Raw genomic sequence first — 18,941 nt, forward strand, 5'->3', positions numbered from 1 at the left:
TTCGATAGATTGTCAAGTTAAGTGCAACACTTCTTCCGAGAAGACCTCGTATGCAGTTTTCCAGTTAAGACATTTTCTTGGTCTACCATTTATCCAGGCGAGCGCTTGAGCGAGTTCAGAGCGACTTACTTTTCCAAAGTCCGTCCCCTTCGGGAAAAATTCACGGAGAAGACCATTGGCGTTCTCGTTACTCCCACGTTGCCAAGAAGAATATGGATCAGCGAAGTACATCGGTAAGCCTAACGCTTCACGAATTCGTTCATGACAGCTAAACTCTTTTCCACGATCTGTCGTCGCGGTCTTGAACGTTCCCAGTGGGAAATAGAGATGCAATGCTCGAATCGCAGACTCCATCGATGCAGCGGACCGATCCTCCATCGGCACAGCGAGATAGAAACGGCTCTTCCGCTCGACGAACGTCGCGACACATGCCTTGGATTTCCCTCTGGCTGAGACGACAGTATCCAGCTCCCAGTGCCCGAACGTTTGGCGCCCTTTGACGTCGGCTGGACGTTTACTGATCGACAATCCGATGTTGAAGCGTCCACGCGTCTCACGTGGTTTCTGACGTTTTCCCTTTTGACGAAGGAGTCCAGAATGGGCCTCGACGAGGCCCATACAGATCCAGCGATAAATCGTCTTGAAGGAGAGTCCTTCTTCTTGGAATAATCGCCCAGCAATCTGCTCAGGGGACCACGTCTCTCGTAACTTTTCGAGGATGCGGACTCCTTTTTCTAACGTGAACTTTGTCCGTGCACCGCACTTCTTTTTGCGATCCACATAACGCTGGTTGGCATGGATAGCGCTGTAGTGTGGGTTCCGTCTCAATTCTCGTGAAATCGTAGAAGGTTGACGCCCCAGGCGTCCAGCAATCTTTCGGACAGAGAAACCTAACTCGAGATACGTCTCTATTTTGACTCTTTCTGATGTGGTAAGATGAACATAGCTCATAACGAATCCTCCGTTGAATGTGGTGTGGTAGCTTTATTCTACACGAGGTCGTTATGGGTTTTTTTGTGTTTTCTCCTAGGTGTTGCACTTAATATTACAATTCGTCGTTCAAAAAAACACCCACCTCTTCGGAATCTTACTTCCTCTTAGGCGGGTGTTTCGTTTTGTCCGACAACGATTAACGTGGGTTATCGTTACGTTCGTAGATCGGGTTCATGTATTCACTTGTCGAATAAAGACGTGGTACGACGACATAAAGTACAATTGCTGGTACGGCAATCAACAAGATCATCAATAACATCGGTAACCAGTAGACTACTTTCTGCTGTAAGTTGTTCGAGTTTTTGTCGATGTATTCTTTGACGCCATCTACTTTCGCAGCATCTGCGTTCGTCAACATCTCTTTACTCTCCGTGTTATAGAAGTGGATTTCACGTTTGATTGTGATAAAGATGCCATCACGGACTGTCTCGATGACAGCGATTCCGCCGATGATTTCTTCACCTTTTTCACCAGTGAATGTTTTCGGGTCCTCGATTTCTACAGAACCTTTTTTATAATCGTAATGCGAACTCTTTAATTCCTCGTCGAGAGCCTTTTCCATTGCTGACGTATCAATCGCAGCGAATACCGATTGACCGATACTCAGCGCGAGAAAGAGTGCTGTTACGAAGGCTAAGCTTTTTTGCCACATCCCCAAATTCCCCCTTTACCTGTAAGTACAAGTTCTTCAGTCAACAACATTGTACCAATTAATAAGAAAAAAGTGTGAAAGAAATACCAGGAAAATAAGAAAACTTTTTGTCTAAATCATTTTCCGTACGTTGCTTCCATCCGATAAATCGGTTGACCAAGTGCTGAAAAACGTTCTTCGTACTCCGTTCTGACGTTATCTTCCGGCTCATTGACGTGTAAATCAAGCGACATCCAGTCGAATGTCATACCGTAAGCTGACATCGTCATCAGGCTCGATTCAAATAGTTTACGGTTATCCGTCTTAAAGTGAATCTGACCTTGCTCCGGCAAAATGTCTTCGTACGTCGCGAGGAACGTCTTATATGTGAGACGTCGTTTCGCATGACGCGACTTCGGCCACGGATCAGAGAAGTTCAAGTAGACACGAGTGACTTCTCCCTTTTCAAAGAAGTCACGTAAGTCTTTTGCATCGACCGTCAAGACACGGACGTTAGGTAGTGGCTCTTCGACCAATTTTTGAACGATTGCAACCGCAACACTTTCAAATAATTCAATCGCGATGAAGTTGATATCCGGGTGTTGCTTTGCCATACCCGTGATGAATGCTCCTTTTCCGGAACCTACCTCAATGTATAGTGGATGTTCATTTTTAAATTCTTCTGACCAGTTTCCTTTTAAGGTCGCCGGGTCCGCGATATAGATCGATGCCTGTTCTTTCATATAATCCAGCGCCCAAGGCTTATGGCGTAAACGCATATTGTTCATCCTTTCAATTCTTAAATTATCCGCAGATAAGTTTATCATGATTCGGGTAATTATATAAGATGTTATTCGTTTAGCAGAGTCGAATGTTCAGCAGATCGTCACTTGAGAATTACTGAGCAATCTACTACACTTACTATACGGACTATCCCTAAAGGAGGTTTTGACATTGGAAAATTTCTTAATTATGTGGGCATCACCGATCGTTCTCGTCATGGGCGTGACTGCTCTTTTCGTTTGGGCGACATTCGGTAAAGTTGACGCTAAATAATCGCGATTCAGTAGGCATCTTGTGTTCTGTCACAAGATGCCTTTTTTACTTTCTAAAGGATTATGGTTGGTTTCTGACTAAAACAGATGTATAATTTCGATGAAACAGTTTTTATATTACAGCTATCAATCGACAAAATACGTTGATAACGAAGGAGAATTGTAATGAACAAAAACGAAAACAGCGAAAATGAAAATTTAGTACAGAAAAAAACAGGAGCTGATTTGGTCGTTGATACGTTAATCGAGCAAGGGGTCGAATACATCTTCGGAATTCCCGGAGCAAAAATCGATTCTGTTTTCAACGTCTTACAAGATCGTGGTCCTGAATTAATCGTCGCACGTCACGAACAAAATGCCGCTTTCATGGCCCAAGCAATCGGACGTTTGACGGATAAACCAGGGGTCGTCCTCGTTACGTCTGGTCCGGGCGCATCAAATCTCGCAACAGGTCTCGTGACAGCTAACTCGGAAGGCGATCCGGTCGTCGCGATTGCCGGTGCCGTCTCACGTGCCGATCGACTCAAACGGACGCACCAATCGATGGACAACCAAGCACTCTTTACGCCAATCACGAACTTCAGCGCAGAAGTTCAAGATGCGGATAATATCCCAGAAGTCCTCTCGAATGCTTTCCGGACTGCCGAAACGACGTCCGGTGCTGCTTTCGTCAGTATTCCGCAAGATGTCGGTTTGAACGAATCAAACGTCACGTCCTTTAAAGCCGTACCGACACCAAAACTCGGGATTGCTCCAGAAGAATGGGTCGAAGAGACGGCCACACTGATCGAACAAGCGAAACTCCCTGTTCTCCTGCTCGGTATGCGTTCCAGTCAACCGGACGTCGTCAAAGCGATTCGCACTTTATTGAACCGTGTTTCGATTCCCGTCGTCCAAACGTTCCAAGCTGCGGGGACTTTGTCACGTGACTTAGAATCTAATTTTTATGGTCGTGTCGGTCTATTCCGCAACCAACCAGGTGACGCGTTGCTCGCTGAAGCGGACCTCGTCTTATCCATTGGTTATGACCCGATCGGCTACGATCCGAAGTTTTGGAACAAACCAACGAATGAACGGACATTAATTCACATCGACCAAATGCGGGCTGAAATTGATCACTTCTATCGTCCTGATCGCGAGCTTGTCGGTGACGTCGCGAAAACGATTGATGCGTTATCCGATCGTCTGAAGCCACTCGCCTTGTCAACAAGCACGGATACATTCTTGAATGGTCTTCAACAACGGCTCGTCGAGCGGGACGTCCCGCCGGTCGTCGAAGACTCGCTATTGACGCATCCACTTTATTTCATGAAGACATTACGCGAACAGATTGCAGATGACGTTACCGTAACGGTTGATGTCGGTTCACATTATATCTGGATGGCGCGTCACTTCCGTTCATACGAACCGCGTCACCTCTTGTTCAGTAACGGGATGCAGACACTTGGTGTTGCATTACCTTGGGCCATCGCAGCGACACTCGTCCGTCCTGGTAAAAAAGCCGTCTCGATTTCAGGTGACGGCGGGTTCCTTTTCTCTGCAATGGAACTTGAGACAGCCGTCCGCTTGAATGCTCCAATCGTCCATTTCGTTTGGCGTGACAGCGGCTTTGATATGGTCGCGTTCCAACAAGAAATGAAATATAAACGGAAATCAGGCACATCATTCGGCGATGTCGATCTTGTGAAGTATGCGGAAAGTTTTGGTGCAAAAGGCTTACGCGTCAATCATCCGTCTGAACTCGTCGCTGTCATGGAAGAAGCTTGGAAAACAGAAGGACCTGTCATCATTGATGTTCCGATCGATTACAGCGATAATGCTGCGCTCGGAAAAGAAGTACACTTGGATCAATTAAACTGATAAGGAGATGAGCAGATGACGAACGATGATACGTTACTTCAAATCTCGACGATGATGGCGTTACTCGACGGCGTCTTCGAAAGCGAGGTCAGTTATGCGTCCGTTCTTGACGGGCGCGACTTCGGCATCGGAACCTTCGACCATCTCGACGGAGAAATGATTGGTTTTGATAATACCTTTTATCAATTGCGTTCTGACGGGAGCGCCCGCCCGCTCGACCCCGAAACGACGACACCGTTTTGTACGTTGACTCGATTTACTCCGACACAGTCGATTCAAATCGATCAAGAAATGACGAAACAAGACTTCGAGCATTGGCTAAGCACGCAACTCGCGACAATCAACAGCTTTTATGCCGTGCGAATCGATGGAGAGTTCACGGAAGTCAAGACACGGACGGTCGCGCGCCAAGAACAACCATTCGTCCCAATCACGCAAGCCGTTGCGACACAAAGTGCACGGACGTTCGAACAGACGGAAGGGACACTTGCCGGCTACTATACACCACGCTTCGGTCACGGGATTGCCGTCGCCGGATACCATCTACACTTCATCGATCAAGCCCGCGAAGGTGGCGGGCACGTCTTCGATTACACGGTCAAGAACGTCACCGTCTCATTCGAAGAAAAACCACGCCTTGATTTACGTCTACCGACGACAGCTGCTTACCGAGAAGCAGATCTTGAAAGTCATGACATCGAACAAGAAATAAAAATAGCAGAAGGTTAATGTTCAGGCTGTAGACAAAGTTCTATCAGGAGATAAAGTGTCACGTTTCGTTGCTTTCCTCGGGCGAGGCGAGACAGGGCAATGCGAATTGTTTGCATCTCGATATAGCATGTCCACTCTTTATAAGAGTTTGTCTACAATCTGTGGTTAATTTTTTCGCTTCAACTAAAACCGCCAAAGCGCTTATTGCACTTTGGCGGTTTTTTAGTTATTTTCATTTTCGAGCAACTGCGCGAGAAAAACATAACTTTCTGGCGCATCCGGATGTTGTGCATCTTCATACCAGTAAATCGACAAAATCGCTTGCGCCACCACGTACCAATGCATGCGCTGTTTTAATTCAAGGGTCAACGGATGACCGTAACTCGCAAACCATTCCGGCCAGTATTCCTCGTCAACATAACTATAGAGCATCATCCCTAAATCATAGGCACGATCGGCGATGATCGCATCATCCCAATCATTTAAATAGAGATGACCATCCGCCCCCGTCAACCAATTGTTGTGATTTAAATCTGAATGACAAACGACTTGCTCATCCGTTCGGACAAGCGCTAAATGCGTCTCTAAATAACCAATCGCCTGTTCAATCAAGTTTGGTTCACGTAGTTCTGCCGGTTGAAAATAGAGCCGGCATTGACGCAATAGCTCATCTGGTTCAATTGGTCGTTGATCAAGTTGTTGTAACATGAACAACAACTCTTTTGAATCATGTATTTTCCCTAGTAATCGGGCCACCTCTGGACGCTCCATCATTTCCGGTTCGAGTTCGTTTCCTTCAATGAATTGTTGCGCACTGATGACATCCCCACTGTAAATTCGTTTAGTCCAAAGCAACTTCGGAACGATTCCATCCGCCGATAAAATGGCTAAGAACGGAGAAGAGTTCCGTTTCAAAAATAATTTTGACTGTCCAGTCGAAGCGACGTACGCTTCACCTGTAATGCCGCCTGCTGGCGTAAGCGTCCAGCCTTCGCCAAGCGCATCTAAAATATCTAATTCCATCATAATCCGCTCAACTTTTTAATAGATTTGCCATAAGGCACAATGAATATCTTAACATGTCGCAATCGTCGTTGACAACGGAAGCACTTTAATCTTGCCGACGCCTTTTTCGATTGGGGTGACGGATGCTTCATCACCTTGAACATGAAGATTCCACATCGGGTGATCGAGCGCAATCTCGATTGTTTCATCCGTCACATTATGCACGACGAGTGTTCGCTGCCAGGCATCATAAGAGTGAATCGCATCCACTTCGTAAGCGATGACACCCGGTCGCATCGGTAAAAAATGAAGCGATTCTTGAATCTGATTCGCCCGGTGCAAGCGGAAACCACCGTGCATCCGTCTAATCTGTAAGATATTTTTAATATAGTCGACCATCTCAAAATGACGATCCCGCAATGTCCAATCCAATCGATTAATGGCATCGGGTGCATTATAACTGTTTTCGACACCTTGTTTCGTCCGACCAAATTCTTGCCCGGCATGAAGAAATGGAATTCCCTCTGCTAAAATCACAATCGTTTGTGCAAGACGACTCATTCGTAGAAGTTGGTTTTCATCGAGATCCGGTCTAGCAAGGCTCAATTTATCAAACAGCGTATGATTGTCATGTGCTTCGACGTAGTTAATCGAGTAGGTCGGCTCTGGGAAACGACCGTACGTTTGATTCTCAAGCGTCACACTTCCGGCTATTCCGTTTCGAACCTCTCCTTCTTTCCAAAAATCGCCCGACACAAATCCACGGTCATGTTCATTAAACGTTGATCCCTTCAGTGCATCCCGAAAGACATCATTAAAATGACCAATCCCAGGCATCCGTGCAGCAGAGGAGCTAATCGCTTTTCGCCGTGCGGGTAACGGTGTCGCAAGATCCCATCCTTCCCCGTAGATGAGGATTGTCGGATCAATCGCATCAAGCGCCGTCCGAAGGCTGTTCATCGTCTCCACGTCGTGAATTCCCATCAAATCAAATCGGAAGGCATCAATTTGGAGTACCTCCGCGAAATAGGTCACGCAGTCAACAATCAATCGTTTCATCATAAAACGTTCTGATGCTGTATCATTTCCGACGCCCGTTCCATTCGCCAGCGTCCCGTCGAGTTCATAACGGAAGTAGTAACCAGGGACAAGATGTTCGAGTGCAGCCTGCTCACGAATATAGACATGATTCATGACGACATCAAACGTGACCCGGATACCGGCAGCATGCAGCTGATCAATCATCTCGACGTACTCGAAAATCCGCGTCCGCGGATTTGTCGCATCACTCGCATAGCTACCCGCCAGTGCGAACCAGTTTACGGGGTCGTATCCCCAATTGTATGGTGAGCGTGTAATTTCATCCGTCGAACCGAACAAATGTACCGGTAGAAGTTGAACGTGTGTTACGCCCAAGTCAAGCAAATAATCGAGTCCCGTCGTCTTCCCAGCCGGAGAACGCGTCCCCCGCTCGGACACACCCAGGTATTGTCCCGGGTGCGTCGATCCTGATGTCGCATCAATCGTGAAGTCCCGGATATGCGCTTCATAAATTACTGCATCCGTCGGTTTGACAAGAATCGGACGTTTTTTCCGCTTCGGAAATCGCTGCCTGATTTCTTGATCGACATCTGACAGGACGCCGAACCGTCCGTTCGCCGTCACTGCTTTTGCATATGGATCGACGACTTCGGTCGTCCCTAAGTGCGTCGTCACGCGATAACGGTATCGGGCGTGTTCATATTCGCGAGCTAACGTAATTTGGTAAACACCACGATCACCCCGTTTCATCTCGCTCGTTTTCAGAACTGTTTCTGTTGTATCGTAGATGACACACTCGATACGTTCCGCAATCGGTGACCAGACAAAAAGTGATAACATCCCATCATCCATCATGACGCCAAGCGGTCCTTCGTAACTATATTTACGATCAAACAACGATGTTTGAACAACACGCCCCGGAAAGATTCGAATCCGTCCCTGTGTCACACTCACTAATTCATACACACTCCCTAACTCAATCGCTCCCTCTACTTCCAAAATGAGGCGTGCGACTCCTCCGTCTTGTTGTTGCGAAATGACAGCATAATCGATGATTGCCTGATTTGAAACTAACTGCACGTCTTCTTTAGTGAATGACTGTTTCGATTCGACCAAAATCGTTTGAAACGTCAAAAATTCCGCTGAAATTAATTGTGGGTGCATCAGCGCTAGTTCGCTACTTTTTATTTTCGTCATATGTGCGCGACAACATCAAAATTTTTGCCGCTCCCTCCTCACGTCTGAATCCGTTCATTCTCTTGATCATTGACCGCCATTTGAAATGTAATCGATGACGTTTCTTTTAGTATCTTTTCACAAACTCGCATTTGAAAAGCTTTTGTATAGGGGGCGGATGTATTCATTTTGTGTAACCAGTGTGCAAAATCGACTTTACTTACATAAGTAGTTTTCGACTCTTTCGGCAGTTGATCAAAATAACCTTTCGACGCAATGACGACTCGTTCGATTGGTAGTTCAAGTTCACTTCCTAAAACAAGCCGTAAAATATCTTCTGTCCGTTTCAAACTGATCAACGGATTCAGAATGTTTTTCGTCGGTGCCTTAAATGGCTGCTCACGCCATAATTTCTCTCGTTTAATATGATAGATGCTCTCTTCTCCATCCAACCAATCGAGTAAATAAATCGCGGATGGGCCGACGACAAAGGAACTTAACTCGACTTCTCCTTGTTGATAATGAATGACAGCACGATAAAACAAACCGTATTGATCATTTAACAGATGGACCATCTGATAAAAGTCGAGGTGTCGCCGAAGCGGCAATTTCCATATCTCATCTTCAGTTGCCCCGCCCGCTACATAGAGCAACTTTTGAATCTCGACTCGTTTTTTATACCATTTATCAAACGCTGGCTTTGAGATCTGTTTCCCTGGTAACTGGACGACGACAGGAGATTTGAAAAATTGCCACCATTTCTTAGGACGGACGATCGTCTCGCCCGGAAACAAGTCTCCAGCTTCCCACTTATGGAATAGATTCTCGTAGTCTAACTGCCGTTGCTCTTTGTAGCGTTTTGAGACTTCGAGCGGGTTCTTCTCATACTTACTCTCTAAATCATATAACTTCATCAATAACGCCATGAGATCACCTCACTGTTCTTTCCCGCATCTAGCTAAGGTATTGATTTGATATCTCGGACGATCAGCTGGATGGATTTCATATAAAATAAGTTCCGTGACATTAATTTGCGCTTGTAGCGCCATGTCTGGCAGTGATTCTTCACAGTCTGCATTCCAGCGTTTCGCAAGTGTGATATGAGGAACGAACGGTTTATGTCGTTCCGGAGCCAGTTGATTCGCGAGTTGTATTAAAGAAGTCGTCTCTTCCACCCCCGCAGCGAAAACACGTGGACGGTCCTCATTACCGAACGTAACGAGATGATTGATAGTCAAAGTGAACGGCTGAACAGTAGCTGCAATTTCTTTAAGACGACATTGCCACTCATTCAATTCGCACTCCGTCAATCCACCTAAGAAATGTAATGTCAGATGAAAGTCTTCCTGGCCGTAGACCTGTTGATAGTAATGACCAAGATTAACCGTTTCAGATAACTGCTTCAACTCGAGGAGCGGTACAGGAATCGCGATAAAATAATGTCGGTCCAATTTAATCACTCCTTGATTCTTCCACTTATCAGATAGAGCACTGCCCCAAGCAAGCTACTACTTGTATATACCCAAAAGACACTATAAATTGTCCATTGTTCGAGGACAACGCCACTCATTAAATTGAAAATCGCGGTCGCAAGTCCCGTCGTAGTAGCCATATATGTACTGACAGCCGTAGCTACCATTGATGATGGGACAAGCGAACGCACATAGTCCAGCGCAACGGGAATCAGTAATCCAACAATCATCCCTTGTAGTGCCGCAAGGATCCATAACGAGAAGACCGGTGGTTCTAAAGCAAGCAATCCCGTCCGAACAGCAGATAAAATTGAGACACACGTGAGGACAGGAATCGCGCCAAATCGTATTAAGACACGTGTCGCAATTCGCATGAACGGAATTTCGCAGAGGACAGCTACAAAAAATAAGGTCCCGACGAGTGCCGTCGATTCGCCTCGAATCGTAACATAACTTCCGAAATAATAGTTGTTCGCAAAAATCGGACCAAAGACGAGACTTCCACCTGCTAAAAATAACAGGAAGCGTTTATTTGAAAATAGTCGTGAAACGGGCATCCGTTCACTGACCGTCAACTGGACTGGAGCTGCTTCGATACCAATCAATACTAAGAACGCTAAAATCAGCGCTGCTCCACTTGCATAAAAAATCGCTCCGAGCGTCCCCCCTTCTGTCACCTGCCCAAGTACGAAGACAGCAAGCGCAAAACCAGCTGAACCGAATAAACGAAGTGCGCCATAATCGACTGATTTCCGCTTCGAAAATTCAATGGCGAGTGTATCGACTAACGGAATATGTGCACATTGGAATAAGGCCCATAAACATGCAATCAATAAGAGCAGGATGTAGACCGATGTCAGTAAATAACTGACAGTAAATCCTGCTGCTGCGAGGAGCGCAACGAGCAACAGACGTTTCGGTCGACCAAAACGATCAGCCGCAAGTCCCCATAGTGGTTGCAACAAAATCGATAAAATCGGACCAATCGCAACAATCGTCCCGATTTCTGAACCAGATAATTGAAACGCATCATTCGAAAAATAAAGCGTTAAGTACGGAATGAGTGCACCTTGCCCAAAGAAGATAAAAAAGTAGAGTGCCTGAAAGTGATATTTTTGACGATTGATCACGCGGTGTACTTCCTTTCAAGAATCAATCCCCCGTCATCGATGTGCCGGGGGATTCATGTCCATATTATTTGGCTAGTTCATAAATCGCTTCTGCATAAATCGCGACAGCTAACAATAACTCTTCAAAATCAACGTATTCATCGACTTGGTGCGCAACTTCCGGACCACCCGGGAAAACTGGACCGAATGCAACACCTGCTGTTAACGAACGCGCGTACGTGCCTCCACCAATTGCAATCAAGTCCGCTTTTTGATTCGTGTGACGTTCATAGACAGCACTGAGCGTCTGAATCAATTCATGTTCTGGATCAACATGGTGCGGTGGCATGTGCGTCCGCGTCTGAAGGTCGAAACCATAGGCCGAAGCCGCTTCCTTGATCAACTGTAGACGCTCCGTGAAATCAGCGCTGTGCGGATAACGAATATTGAGTGACGCCGTTCCTTGTCCCTCTTCATAGCGGAAGACACCACCATTGATCGTTAAATCCCCCGTTTCATCTGATGCCGCGACACCCAATGCAACACCGCGTGAATCACGGAACATATGCATGACGAGTTCGATGTAACGCCGTCCATTGTAGTCGAGGTGAAGCGTACTTAAGAAACGAGCAAGGTGTAATGCCGCGTTTTTACCATTATCCGGCTCCATCGCATGCGCTGCTACTCCGAAGACGTCAAAGACAAGACCTTCTGCCGTTTGCTTCACTGTCCCTGTCAACCCTTGCTCTTCCAGGTAGGCATGGAATGAAGATTCAATCGATCCGTGTTCAGCTACATGGACCGTCGCTGTCGCATGACCCGGTACCATGTTCGGACGTTCTCCACCTACGAACGTTACGAGATGATAACCTGTGTCTGCAGTTTGTGCTGGTTTCCCTTGGATCAAAAGGCCATCATATAATCCTTTTTCAGCATTGATGATTGGAAAATCAGCGTCTGGTGCAAATCCAATCGTCGGCATCTCTTCATGCTTGAAGTAGTGATTGACACAACGCCATTCGCTCTCTTCATCTCCACCAGCAATTAAACGAATCCGTTTCGATAACGGTAACCCTAACTCTTTGACGATTTTTAACGCATAGTATGCCGCAATCGTCGGTCCTTTATCATCAATCGCACCACGTGCATATAGTTTTCCGTCCGCTAGCGTCGGATTGAACGGTCCATACGTCCAGCTGTCCCCTCCAGCAGGAACAACGTCGAGGTGGCAAAGAATCCCGAGCAGCTCTTCACCTTCACCATATTCAAGGTGCCCTGCATAACCGTCGACATTTTTTGTTTTGAACCCATCGCGCTCCCCAGTCGCTAACATCCAATCAAGTGCACGTTTGACTTCTAGACCAAACGGCGCCCCTTCTTGAATCGTTGTTTCATCAAGTATACTCGGTATGCGTAACAACTCTTTTAAGTCTGTCAAAAGTGCTTCGCGTCGCGTTAAAACTTCTTCTTTCCAATTTACCATATGACACCTCTCCCTTATCCGTTAATACGTTCACCTTTTTAGTATAGCGAATGTTCGGCAATTACGAACATCCAAAATCTTAATTCTTCCATTTCTCTTATTAAGACGAACATTAAAAAATAATAAAACGATTACATTCGTTATTCAATGTTCAATTTGTATGTTTTTTTCAATAACGTTCGGTTAAATTACTTGCATTCTATACTGAAAGAGTTATACTAAAGACGAAACAACTTGATATATCACCGTCTATTGTCACCCGAAGTTTTAGAACACTATTCTATCCATTGGGGGAGTGGTTATACCAATGAAAGATTCTACAGACCGTATGTTGACCCGAATTAAGTCGATCTATCTCTTTATCAACGAGAACGGAGCTACTACGACAGCAGAGTTGGTTGAAGAGTTTGGCATCACATCAAGGACCGTTCAACGGGATTTGAATGTGCTCGAATACAACAATCTCATTGTGAGCCCAAGACGCGGTACTTGGACATCAAGTAAAAAGCAACGCCAAGCCGGTTAATCAAGCAGTTTCAACACTATTTTTCTTTTACGACGCGAATCCTTCGCGTCTTTTTTTGTTTTTATTTTTAGCAGACGGGTATACCTAGTCTAGAGAAGGAGATGATTTGAATGAATATCATTATTATTGGAGCAAACGGAACAACAGGTCGAAAAATGGTTGAATTGATTGCAAAACAAGGACAACATCAAGCGATTGCTGTGGTCCGAGAAGAAAATCAAATAAACGATTTAATCGCTCTTGGTGCATCTGAAGTACGAATCGGTGATTTAACAGAAGACATGTCGAATGTCGTTAAAGATGCTGACGTTACGATTTTCGCAGCAGGTGCCGGTGGAGCATCGGACGAATTGACTCGCGCTGTCGATAAAGATGGAGCCATCAAAGTCATCGATGCATCAAAAGCAAATGGAATTGAGCGCTTCATCATGCTCAGCTCTGTCGGTACGGATAATCCGCGTGGCGAACTAAAAGTTTACCTCGAATCAAAAGCCGCTGCCGACGAACACTTAAGAGAGAGTGGACTTGATTACACAATCGTCCGCCCTGGTCCATTAAGTGATGAGGATGCAAGTGGTACAGTCGAAATCAAAGAACACTTTGAATCGTACGAAGATCGTAAAGTCCCACGTGCCGATGTCGCGACACTGCTCGTGACATTAGTCGACCACAAAACACAATCACGTCAATTCGAAGTATTAAGCGGTCCTTTCCCAATCGCGGAAGCACTCCGGAACGTTTAATCTGCTCTTCAATTGATGGAATCCAAATAAAAAAACGCTTCTGCCAAGTGCAGGAGCGTTTTTTTGACACGTCACTTATTCCGGTGTCCAGTCGAACAGCGCTAACTCGCCACGCGTCAGTTCACGGTACTCACCTGGTTCGAGTGTCGAATCAAGCGGCAATTCACCAATCGATAGACGTTTTAAATACGTCACTTCTTTTCCTAACGCCAGCATCATCCGTTTGACTTGATGGAACTTGCCTTCTGTAATCGTCAGTTCCAGAGTCGATGTCTCATCCGTTGCCTCTAAGATCACGAGTTTCCCCGGTTTCGTTTTATATCCATCCTCCAACGTGACACCTTCTTGTACTTCAATCACGTCTTCTTCCGTCAACGTACCGATGACTTCTGCATAGTACGTTTTCGCAACATGTTTTTTCGGTGACATCAACGCATGATTAAATGAACCGTCATTCGTCAACAGTAATAAACCTTCCGTGTCTTTATCCAGTCGCCCGACCGGGAACGGTTTAAAGTACGTCACGTCCTCGAACAATAACTCAATTACTGTTTGGTCCCGCTTGTCTTCCGTCGCACTGATTACACCAGGCGGTTTGTTCATCATCAAGTAGATATACTTTTGGTAAACGACAGGTTCACCATACATGAGAATATCTTGTGTCTCGACATCGACATGCTGTTTCGGGTCGAGTACAATCTCACCATCTACTTGAATCGCACCGGATTTTAAGAGTTGTTTGACTTCTTTACGGGAGCCTGCCCCCATATTGGATAACAATTTATCTAGCCGCATTGCCACGTCCTCGTTTCATTGAAAATTTTCTTCCTAATACTGCTTCTGCCAGTCCCGTCCAAATGGCTAATCCGGCAAAAATTACGATGCCAAGTCCCGCACCGAAGATTAAAATCGCGAGCGACGCAAGTGTCGTTTCTGGCAAGAATGCAACCATTCCCCATTTCACGAGTGCAACACCGATGCCCATGATGGCACTGATGATCATGATTAACGATGTCCGGCGCAAGACACTACTGAACGGAAAATCGACCGTTTGAGTGATGCGGAAGAACATTAACCCTGTCGCGACGAGGTACCCGAGAATCGTTGCATACCCGGCACCCGTTCCGTCACCTGTCAAATGAATCAACGGTGCGTTTAATAAATACTTCGTCACTAGTCCGGCAAGTGTCGCAATGATTGTAAAGTATTGGCGATTGATTCCTTGTAAGACGGCCGCTGTTACAGAGTAAAGCGCTAGGAACAGCGCACTTGGAGCATAACTTAAAAGATACACCCATGCCTCCTGGTCTTTCGGGAAGAGGACATGGAATGTCTCTTGACTCAATAAAATCATCCCGACGACGGCTGGAATCGTGACGAAAAATGCCAATTGATAAATTTGTGAAATTTGTTTTTTAACTTTTTTCATGTTGCCTTGCGTGAATGATGCTGTCAACAACGGCGTTGCCGACAACGACAATCCGGTTGCGACCGAAACAGGAATCAAGACGATTTTATGACTGTCGGCAATTAAATACGCTGTCGCGTTACCCGCTGCCTCAAGTGTATACCCGATACTTTGTAAGGCTGCGTTCATCGTATTTTGATCGATGACTTGATAAAGTGGCGTCGATAACCCGACCATGACGATCGGAATCGCATATGTCAAAAGTTCTTTGTAGAGATCTGTTAACGGCCGTTCCGGTGATTGAACCGTTTGACTGTCACGTAACTCTTGTAATCCGGGAGCACGCTTCCGGAAATAGTAAACGAGGATTGCCACACTGCCGATCGCTCCAATGAATGCACTGAAGGTCGCAATCGTTGCGGCCCATGCTGCATCCGCATCGAAGATATAAATCGCAATGCTAACACCTGCCAGTAAAAAAACAATTCGAACGATTTGTTCAAGAATTTGCGAAATTGCTGTGGGTCCCATCGATTGGTGACCTTGAAAATATCCGCGCGTCATGCTCATCGGTGGGATGAGTAATAACGCGAAGCTGACCCCGCGAATCGTCATCGTCACGGCATCGATGTAAGAATCCGAATTGACGTCACCGCCAGGAATTGCCCGATGTGCAAGATAGGGGGCAAGTAAGAATAAGGCGATGAACGAAACGATCCCGGTCAAAGACATGATCTTTAATCCAGAACGATACAGACGTTCACTCGTATCGTATTCGCCAAGTGCATTATATTTAGCGACGAATTTAGAGACGGCGACTGGAATACCCGCTGTCGCCAGCCCAATCATGATTGCATAGTAGTTATACGCATACGTATAAAACATGATGCCGGTCGCACCGACCATAAACTGAAAAGGAAACAGGTAAATCAGACCAAGGGCTCGTGAAATAAGTGATGCTCCAGACAAGAGCATCGTTCCACGAACGAATCCCGAGTTGCTGGATGAAGTCGATTGCTTTTTGTTAACAGTGGCCATGATAACTTCCCTCACGCTTTCTTTTTTTATTAAAATTAGACGAGAATACTCCCACTTTTAAACGTTCAGCGCGTAGTCCTAGTGTGAGTGGGAGATGAATCGTCTTCGGGCAAGACGTGTCTTCCGACACGTCAATTGTCCGACACTCTTAGTTTGAAAACAACCAAGATCAGGAATCCTCTACCTCTAAGCGAAGCGTAGGTGGAGGTAGTTCAACGCTTGACAACCTATAATATATTGTCTCAATTAACAAGTTCTATGATGCACAATTGCAAATCATTATACCGCTCCCCTCTCATAAAAGAAAGAGACGGTTTGTTTACAGACCGAACTTCTGCTAAAGTGGAACAAGCAGAAAACTATTCAATGAGGTGACAGCATGTACGATGTAATCGTAATCGGAGGCGGACCGAGCGGCTTGATGGCAACGCTCGCCTCTTTACAAGCAGGCGCGAAAACACTCCTGCTCGATAAAGGAAATAAATTGGGAAGAAAGCTTGCGATTTCCGGTGGTGGGCGTTGTAACGTCACGAATCGTAAACCGCTCGACGAACTCGTCCAGTCAATCCCAGGAAACGGGCGTTTTTTATACAGCGCCTTTTCACAATTCAGTAACGAGTCGATCATCGACCTGTTCGAAGGGTTTGGTGTGGCGTTAAAAGAAGAAGATAACGGGCGGATGTTCCCTGTCTCGGATAAAGCAGCTGACGTCGTCCGTGTCTTGATTGATCAAATCCGAGCGCACGGTGCCGAGATTCAAACGAATGCAGAAGTCGCGTCGCTCGAGTTTCACACAGACGGTTCATTTGCAGCCGTTCTCATGCAAGACGGCACACGCCTTGAAGCGAACAGTTGTGTCGTTGCAGTCGGTGGACAATCCGTGCCCCATACGGGTTCGACCGGTGACGGGTACCCATGGGCTGAAAAAGCCGGTCATACGATTACCGAACTTTTCCCGACCGAAGTCCCGATCTTACTGAACGATGCCTTTATTCAAGCGAAATCGCTTCAAGGGCTCTCGCTCCGCGACGTCGCTTTGACGGTTCACGGAAAAAAAGATAAAGCCATTAAAACACACACGGGTGATTTGCTCTTTACGCATTTCGGGCTGAGTGGTCCGATCGCACTACGTTGCAGCCAATATACGATCAAGGAACGCAAACGCTCCGGCGAACGAATCGTTCATTTATCGATCGACTTATTCCCAGAAGAATCAATCGGAGCATTGACGGAACGTTTTCAGGCTGCGCTTGCAGCCAATCCGAAAAAAACCGTCCGAAACGCCTTAAAGGGATTCGTACCGGAACGTTTGCTTGAATTACTCTTCACACAAATCGGTTTTGGTGACGAAGTTTGTACGCAAGTGAAGAAACAAGATTTCACGCAACTGCTGACAACATTAAAACGTTTCCCACTTCATGCGACCGGGACACTTGATTTTGATAAAGCCTTCGTCACGGGCGGAGGGGTCTCAATCAAAGAAATCCATCCAAAAACGATGATGTCGAAAAAAGCAGACGGTCTATTCTTTGCCGGAGAAATTTTAGACATTCATGGTTATACCGGCGGCTACAACATTACAGCTGCTTTTGTAACAGGACACTGTGCCGGAACGAATGCTGCTCTACTCAATCAAACGACGTAATTAAAAAAAGGTGTTCGTTCGTGATTTTTTTCACGAACGAACACCTTTTTAATTTTTTTGATCAATCGATCGGGGTAAACGAACGGCTCGAAAATTTATCTGTTTCGACCAAAGCAAACAGTTCATTGTCTTGAACAAAGATTCCTTCTGCCCCGTATACTTTCGGACTTGCAGATTCTCCCGTGATCGTCTTATCCTTCGCATCAATCGAATAAAGATACAAGGAATCGGAGTCCAACGTATAGATGCGCCCTTGTCGTTCTGCGAGTCCAATCGGACGGAAATTTTCTTCAAATGCTTTTTTTGCATCTGCCCGCATACCATCTGCAGCATCGATTCGATCTCGCGTAACAACCGTCAAATACGGAGATTTCTGCTTTTTCTTGAGTTTCTTTTTCTCTTTTGCTGTCGCATCAGGATCAATTTTAATTTCATCTTGCTTCGTTTTAAAATACGTCAGTTCGATGCGCCCTAACGACCGGATGTTATTGATCGTGTAAAATTCTTTTTCTTCAGCATCGTACCCAAGCCCATGAAAATTATCTCGAATGGTCGTGCCTTTGATTTTTTCACGCGTTTCTTCCGACCATGCACCGTCTTTTCGCGTAATCGTCACAAGAATTTGATTTGATGTCAGTAATGCGACCGTTTCACCATCAACGAGTGCCATTCCGTCAAGCCCTGCGAGTAACAGTTTGCCATCATTCTTCAATTGGAAGGAAGCATTGATTCGCTCGCCCGTCCCACTGACTTCAAAGAAATGATAATCTTCCGTCACAACAAGATAGGAACCAATCGAATCATCATATAACATCTGTTGAACATCCTTGATTAATGGTTCTTCCGGATTCGGAATCGAAGAAGGAAGGCTTGGCGGCACTTGTTTGACAGCCGCTTGGTGTTTTGATTGCGTCTCGATTTTTGTGAAGGTCTCTTGAATTTGCGCTAACGTCTCTGGTTTTGAGAAGACGAGTAGAATACAAAGGATCAGACCGGAGACGACGGCAAAAATCGTTGTATAGACTATATAGGATCGTTTCATTTA

At 45.9% G+C, this 18,941-nt stretch carries 18 protein-coding genes; 6 read left to right on the plus strand and 12 right to left on the minus strand.

The window, feature by feature from the left end; translation table 11 throughout:
* Positions 1–12: 12 nt before the first annotated feature.
* The 3 genes from AC0VYQ_RS11600 to trmB form a co-directional block, all read right to left on the minus strand.
* Positions 13–951 carry an IS30 family transposase gene (locus tag AC0VYQ_RS11600; protein WP_475403604.1) on the minus strand — a complete coding sequence of 313 codons (939 nt, stop codon included), beginning with the start codon at positions 949–951 and terminating at the stop codon, positions 13–15.
* A 178-nt stretch (positions 952–1,129) separates the two neighbouring features.
* Positions 1,130–1,645, minus strand: coding sequence for a hypothetical protein (locus tag AC0VYQ_RS11605; RefSeq protein WP_029331192.1), 516 nt, complete (start codon positions 1,643–1,645; stop codon positions 1,130–1,132).
* Positions 1,646–1,761: 116 nt separating this feature from the next.
* Positions 1,762–2,403, minus strand: coding sequence for a tRNA (guanosine(46)-N7)-methyltransferase TrmB (trmB, locus tag AC0VYQ_RS11610; RefSeq protein ID WP_088837643.1), 642 nt, complete (start codon positions 2,401–2,403; stop codon positions 1,762–1,764).
* Positions 2,404–2,578: 175 nt separating this feature from the next.
* Here trmB and cydS point away from each other — a divergent pair, with 175 nt between their 5' ends.
* The 3 genes from cydS (at position 2,579) to budA (ending at position 5,268) form a co-directional block, all read left to right on the plus strand.
* Positions 2,579–2,680 carry a cytochrome bd oxidase small subunit CydS family protein gene (gene cydS, locus AC0VYQ_RS11615; protein ID WP_371816015.1) on the plus strand — a complete coding sequence of 34 codons (102 nt, stop codon included), beginning with the start codon at positions 2,579–2,581 and terminating at the stop codon, positions 2,678–2,680.
* A gap of 164 nt (positions 2,681–2,844) precedes the next feature.
* Positions 2,845–4,539, plus strand: coding sequence for an acetolactate synthase AlsS (alsS, locus tag AC0VYQ_RS11620; RefSeq protein ID WP_214810601.1), 1,695 nt, complete (start codon positions 2,845–2,847; stop codon positions 4,537–4,539).
* A gap of 15 nt (positions 4,540–4,554) precedes the next feature.
* Positions 4,555–5,268 carry an acetolactate decarboxylase gene (gene budA, locus AC0VYQ_RS11625; protein ID WP_475403605.1) on the plus strand — a complete coding sequence of 238 codons (714 nt, stop codon included), beginning with the start codon at positions 4,555–4,557 and terminating at the stop codon, positions 5,266–5,268.
* 204 nt (positions 5,269–5,472) lie between these two features.
* Here budA and AC0VYQ_RS11630 read toward each other — a convergent pair whose 3' ends face one another.
* The 6 genes from AC0VYQ_RS11630 to pepV form a co-directional block, all read right to left on the minus strand.
* Positions 5,473–6,273, minus strand: coding sequence for a phosphotransferase family protein (locus AC0VYQ_RS11630; protein WP_214892818.1), 801 nt, complete (start codon positions 6,271–6,273; stop codon positions 5,473–5,475).
* A gap of 51 nt (positions 6,274–6,324) precedes the next feature.
* The gene (gene pulA / locus AC0VYQ_RS11635; RefSeq protein ID WP_475403606.1) at positions 6,325–8,493 is read right to left on the minus strand and encodes a type I pullulanase; all 2,169 of its coding nucleotides are present in this window, start codon (positions 8,491–8,493) and stop codon (positions 6,325–6,327) included.
* Positions 8,494–8,531: 38 nt separating this feature from the next.
* Positions 8,532–9,398: a hypothetical protein gene (locus AC0VYQ_RS11640; protein ID WP_214802052.1), complete on the minus strand. Its 867-nt coding sequence runs from the start codon at positions 9,396–9,398 to the stop codon at positions 8,532–8,534.
* A 9-nt stretch (positions 9,399–9,407) separates the two neighbouring features.
* On the minus strand, positions 9,408–9,923 hold the full coding sequence (thpR, locus tag AC0VYQ_RS11645) for an RNA 2',3'-cyclic phosphodiesterase (RefSeq protein ID WP_475403607.1): 516 nt from the start codon (positions 9,921–9,923) through the stop codon (positions 9,408–9,410).
* A gap of 5 nt (positions 9,924–9,928) precedes the next feature.
* Positions 9,929–11,074 (minus strand): MFS transporter, encoded by a 1,146-nt coding sequence (locus AC0VYQ_RS11650; protein WP_475403608.1) that lies wholly within the window; start codon positions 11,072–11,074, stop codon positions 9,929–9,931.
* A 64-nt stretch (positions 11,075–11,138) separates the two neighbouring features.
* Entirely contained in the window at positions 11,139–12,536 is a 1,398-nt protein-coding gene (gene pepV / locus AC0VYQ_RS11655; protein ID WP_088837649.1) for a dipeptidase PepV, read from the minus strand.
* Between the two features lie 307 nt (positions 12,537–12,843).
* Between pepV and AC0VYQ_RS11660 the strand changes: the two genes are divergently transcribed.
* Together AC0VYQ_RS11660 and AC0VYQ_RS11665 are read left to right on the plus strand one after the other, a co-directional pair.
* Entirely contained in the window at positions 12,844–13,062 is a 219-nt protein-coding gene (locus AC0VYQ_RS11660) for a DeoR family transcriptional regulator (RefSeq protein ID WP_029331202.1), read from the plus strand.
* 110 nt (positions 13,063–13,172) lie between these two features.
* Positions 13,173–13,805 carry an SDR family oxidoreductase gene (locus AC0VYQ_RS11665; protein WP_029331203.1) on the plus strand — a complete coding sequence of 211 codons (633 nt, stop codon included), beginning with the start codon at positions 13,173–13,175 and terminating at the stop codon, positions 13,803–13,805.
* A gap of 75 nt (positions 13,806–13,880) precedes the next feature.
* Here AC0VYQ_RS11665 and AC0VYQ_RS11670 read toward each other — a convergent pair whose 3' ends face one another.
* Positions 13,881–14,600, minus strand: coding sequence for a pseudouridine synthase (locus AC0VYQ_RS11670; protein ID WP_029331204.1), 720 nt, complete (start codon positions 14,598–14,600; stop codon positions 13,881–13,883).
* Positions 14,587–16,251: a putative polysaccharide biosynthesis protein gene (locus tag AC0VYQ_RS11675; RefSeq protein WP_475403609.1), complete on the minus strand. Its 1,665-nt coding sequence runs from the start codon at positions 16,249–16,251 to the stop codon at positions 14,587–14,589. Before AC0VYQ_RS11675 ends, AC0VYQ_RS11670 begins: the two co-directional genes overlap by 14 nt.
* A gap of 379 nt (positions 16,252–16,630) precedes the next feature.
* Between AC0VYQ_RS11675 and AC0VYQ_RS11680 the strand changes: the two genes are divergently transcribed.
* Complete coding sequence (locus AC0VYQ_RS11680) at positions 16,631–17,896, plus strand: BaiN/RdsA family NAD(P)/FAD-dependent oxidoreductase (protein ID WP_214892315.1); 1,266 nt, start codon at positions 16,631–16,633, stop codon at positions 17,894–17,896.
* A 61-nt stretch (positions 17,897–17,957) separates the two neighbouring features.
* On the opposite strand, the gene AC0VYQ_RS11685 is transcribed toward AC0VYQ_RS11680, so the two are convergent.
* Complete coding sequence (locus tag AC0VYQ_RS11685) at positions 17,958–18,938, minus strand: hypothetical protein (RefSeq protein ID WP_475403610.1); 981 nt, start codon at positions 18,936–18,938, stop codon at positions 17,958–17,960.
* Between the last annotated feature and the right edge of the window lie 3 nt (positions 18,939–18,941).

The sequence above is a fragment of the Exiguobacterium sp. QJM3NY_9 genome (assembly GCF_056173545.1).

Excerpts from the sequence above, each read along its gene's own strand:
- AC0VYQ_RS11600 (WP_475403604.1), bottom strand. The coding sequence starts at position 951 with ATGAGCTATGTTCATCTTACCACATCAGAAAGAGTCAAAATAGAGACG.
- AC0VYQ_RS11605 (WP_029331192.1), bottom strand. The coding sequence starts at position 1,645 with ATGTGGCAAAAAAGCTTAGCCTTCGTAACAGCACTCTTTCTCGCGCTG.
- trmB (WP_088837643.1), bottom strand. The coding sequence starts at position 2,403 with ATGCGTTTACGCCATAAGCCTTGGGCGCTGGATTATATGAAAGAACAG.
- alsS (WP_214810601.1), top strand. The coding sequence starts at position 2,845 with ATGAACAAAAACGAAAACAGCGAAAATGAAAATTTAGTACAGAAAAAA.
- budA (WP_475403605.1), top strand. The coding sequence starts at position 4,555 with ATGACGAACGATGATACGTTACTTCAAATCTCGACGATGATGGCGTTA.
- AC0VYQ_RS11630 (WP_214892818.1), bottom strand. The coding sequence starts at position 6,273 with ATGGAATTAGATATTTTAGATGCGCTTGGCGAAGGCTGGACGCTTACG.
- pulA (WP_475403606.1), bottom strand. The coding sequence starts at position 8,493 with ATGACGAAAATAAAAAGTAGCGAACTAGCGCTGATGCACCCACAATTA.
- AC0VYQ_RS11640 (WP_214802052.1), bottom strand. The coding sequence starts at position 9,398 with ATGGCGTTATTGATGAAGTTATATGATTTAGAGAGTAAGTATGAGAAG.
- pepV (WP_088837649.1), bottom strand. The coding sequence starts at position 12,536 with ATGGTAAATTGGAAAGAAGAAGTTTTAACGCGACGCGAAGCACTTTTG.
- AC0VYQ_RS11660 (WP_029331202.1), top strand. The coding sequence starts at position 12,844 with ATGAAAGATTCTACAGACCGTATGTTGACCCGAATTAAGTCGATCTAT.
- AC0VYQ_RS11665 (WP_029331203.1), top strand. The coding sequence starts at position 13,173 with ATGAATATCATTATTATTGGAGCAAACGGAACAACAGGTCGAAAAATG.
- AC0VYQ_RS11670 (WP_029331204.1), bottom strand. The coding sequence starts at position 14,600 with ATGCGGCTAGATAAATTGTTATCCAATATGGGGGCAGGCTCCCGTAAA.
- AC0VYQ_RS11675 (WP_475403609.1), bottom strand. The coding sequence starts at position 16,251 with ATGGCCACTGTTAACAAAAAGCAATCGACTTCATCCAGCAACTCGGGA.
- AC0VYQ_RS11680 (WP_214892315.1), top strand. The coding sequence starts at position 16,631 with ATGTACGATGTAATCGTAATCGGAGGCGGACCGAGCGGCTTGATGGCA.
- AC0VYQ_RS11685 (WP_475403610.1), bottom strand. The coding sequence starts at position 18,938 with ATGAAACGATCCTATATAGTCTATACAACGATTTTTGCCGTCGTCTCC.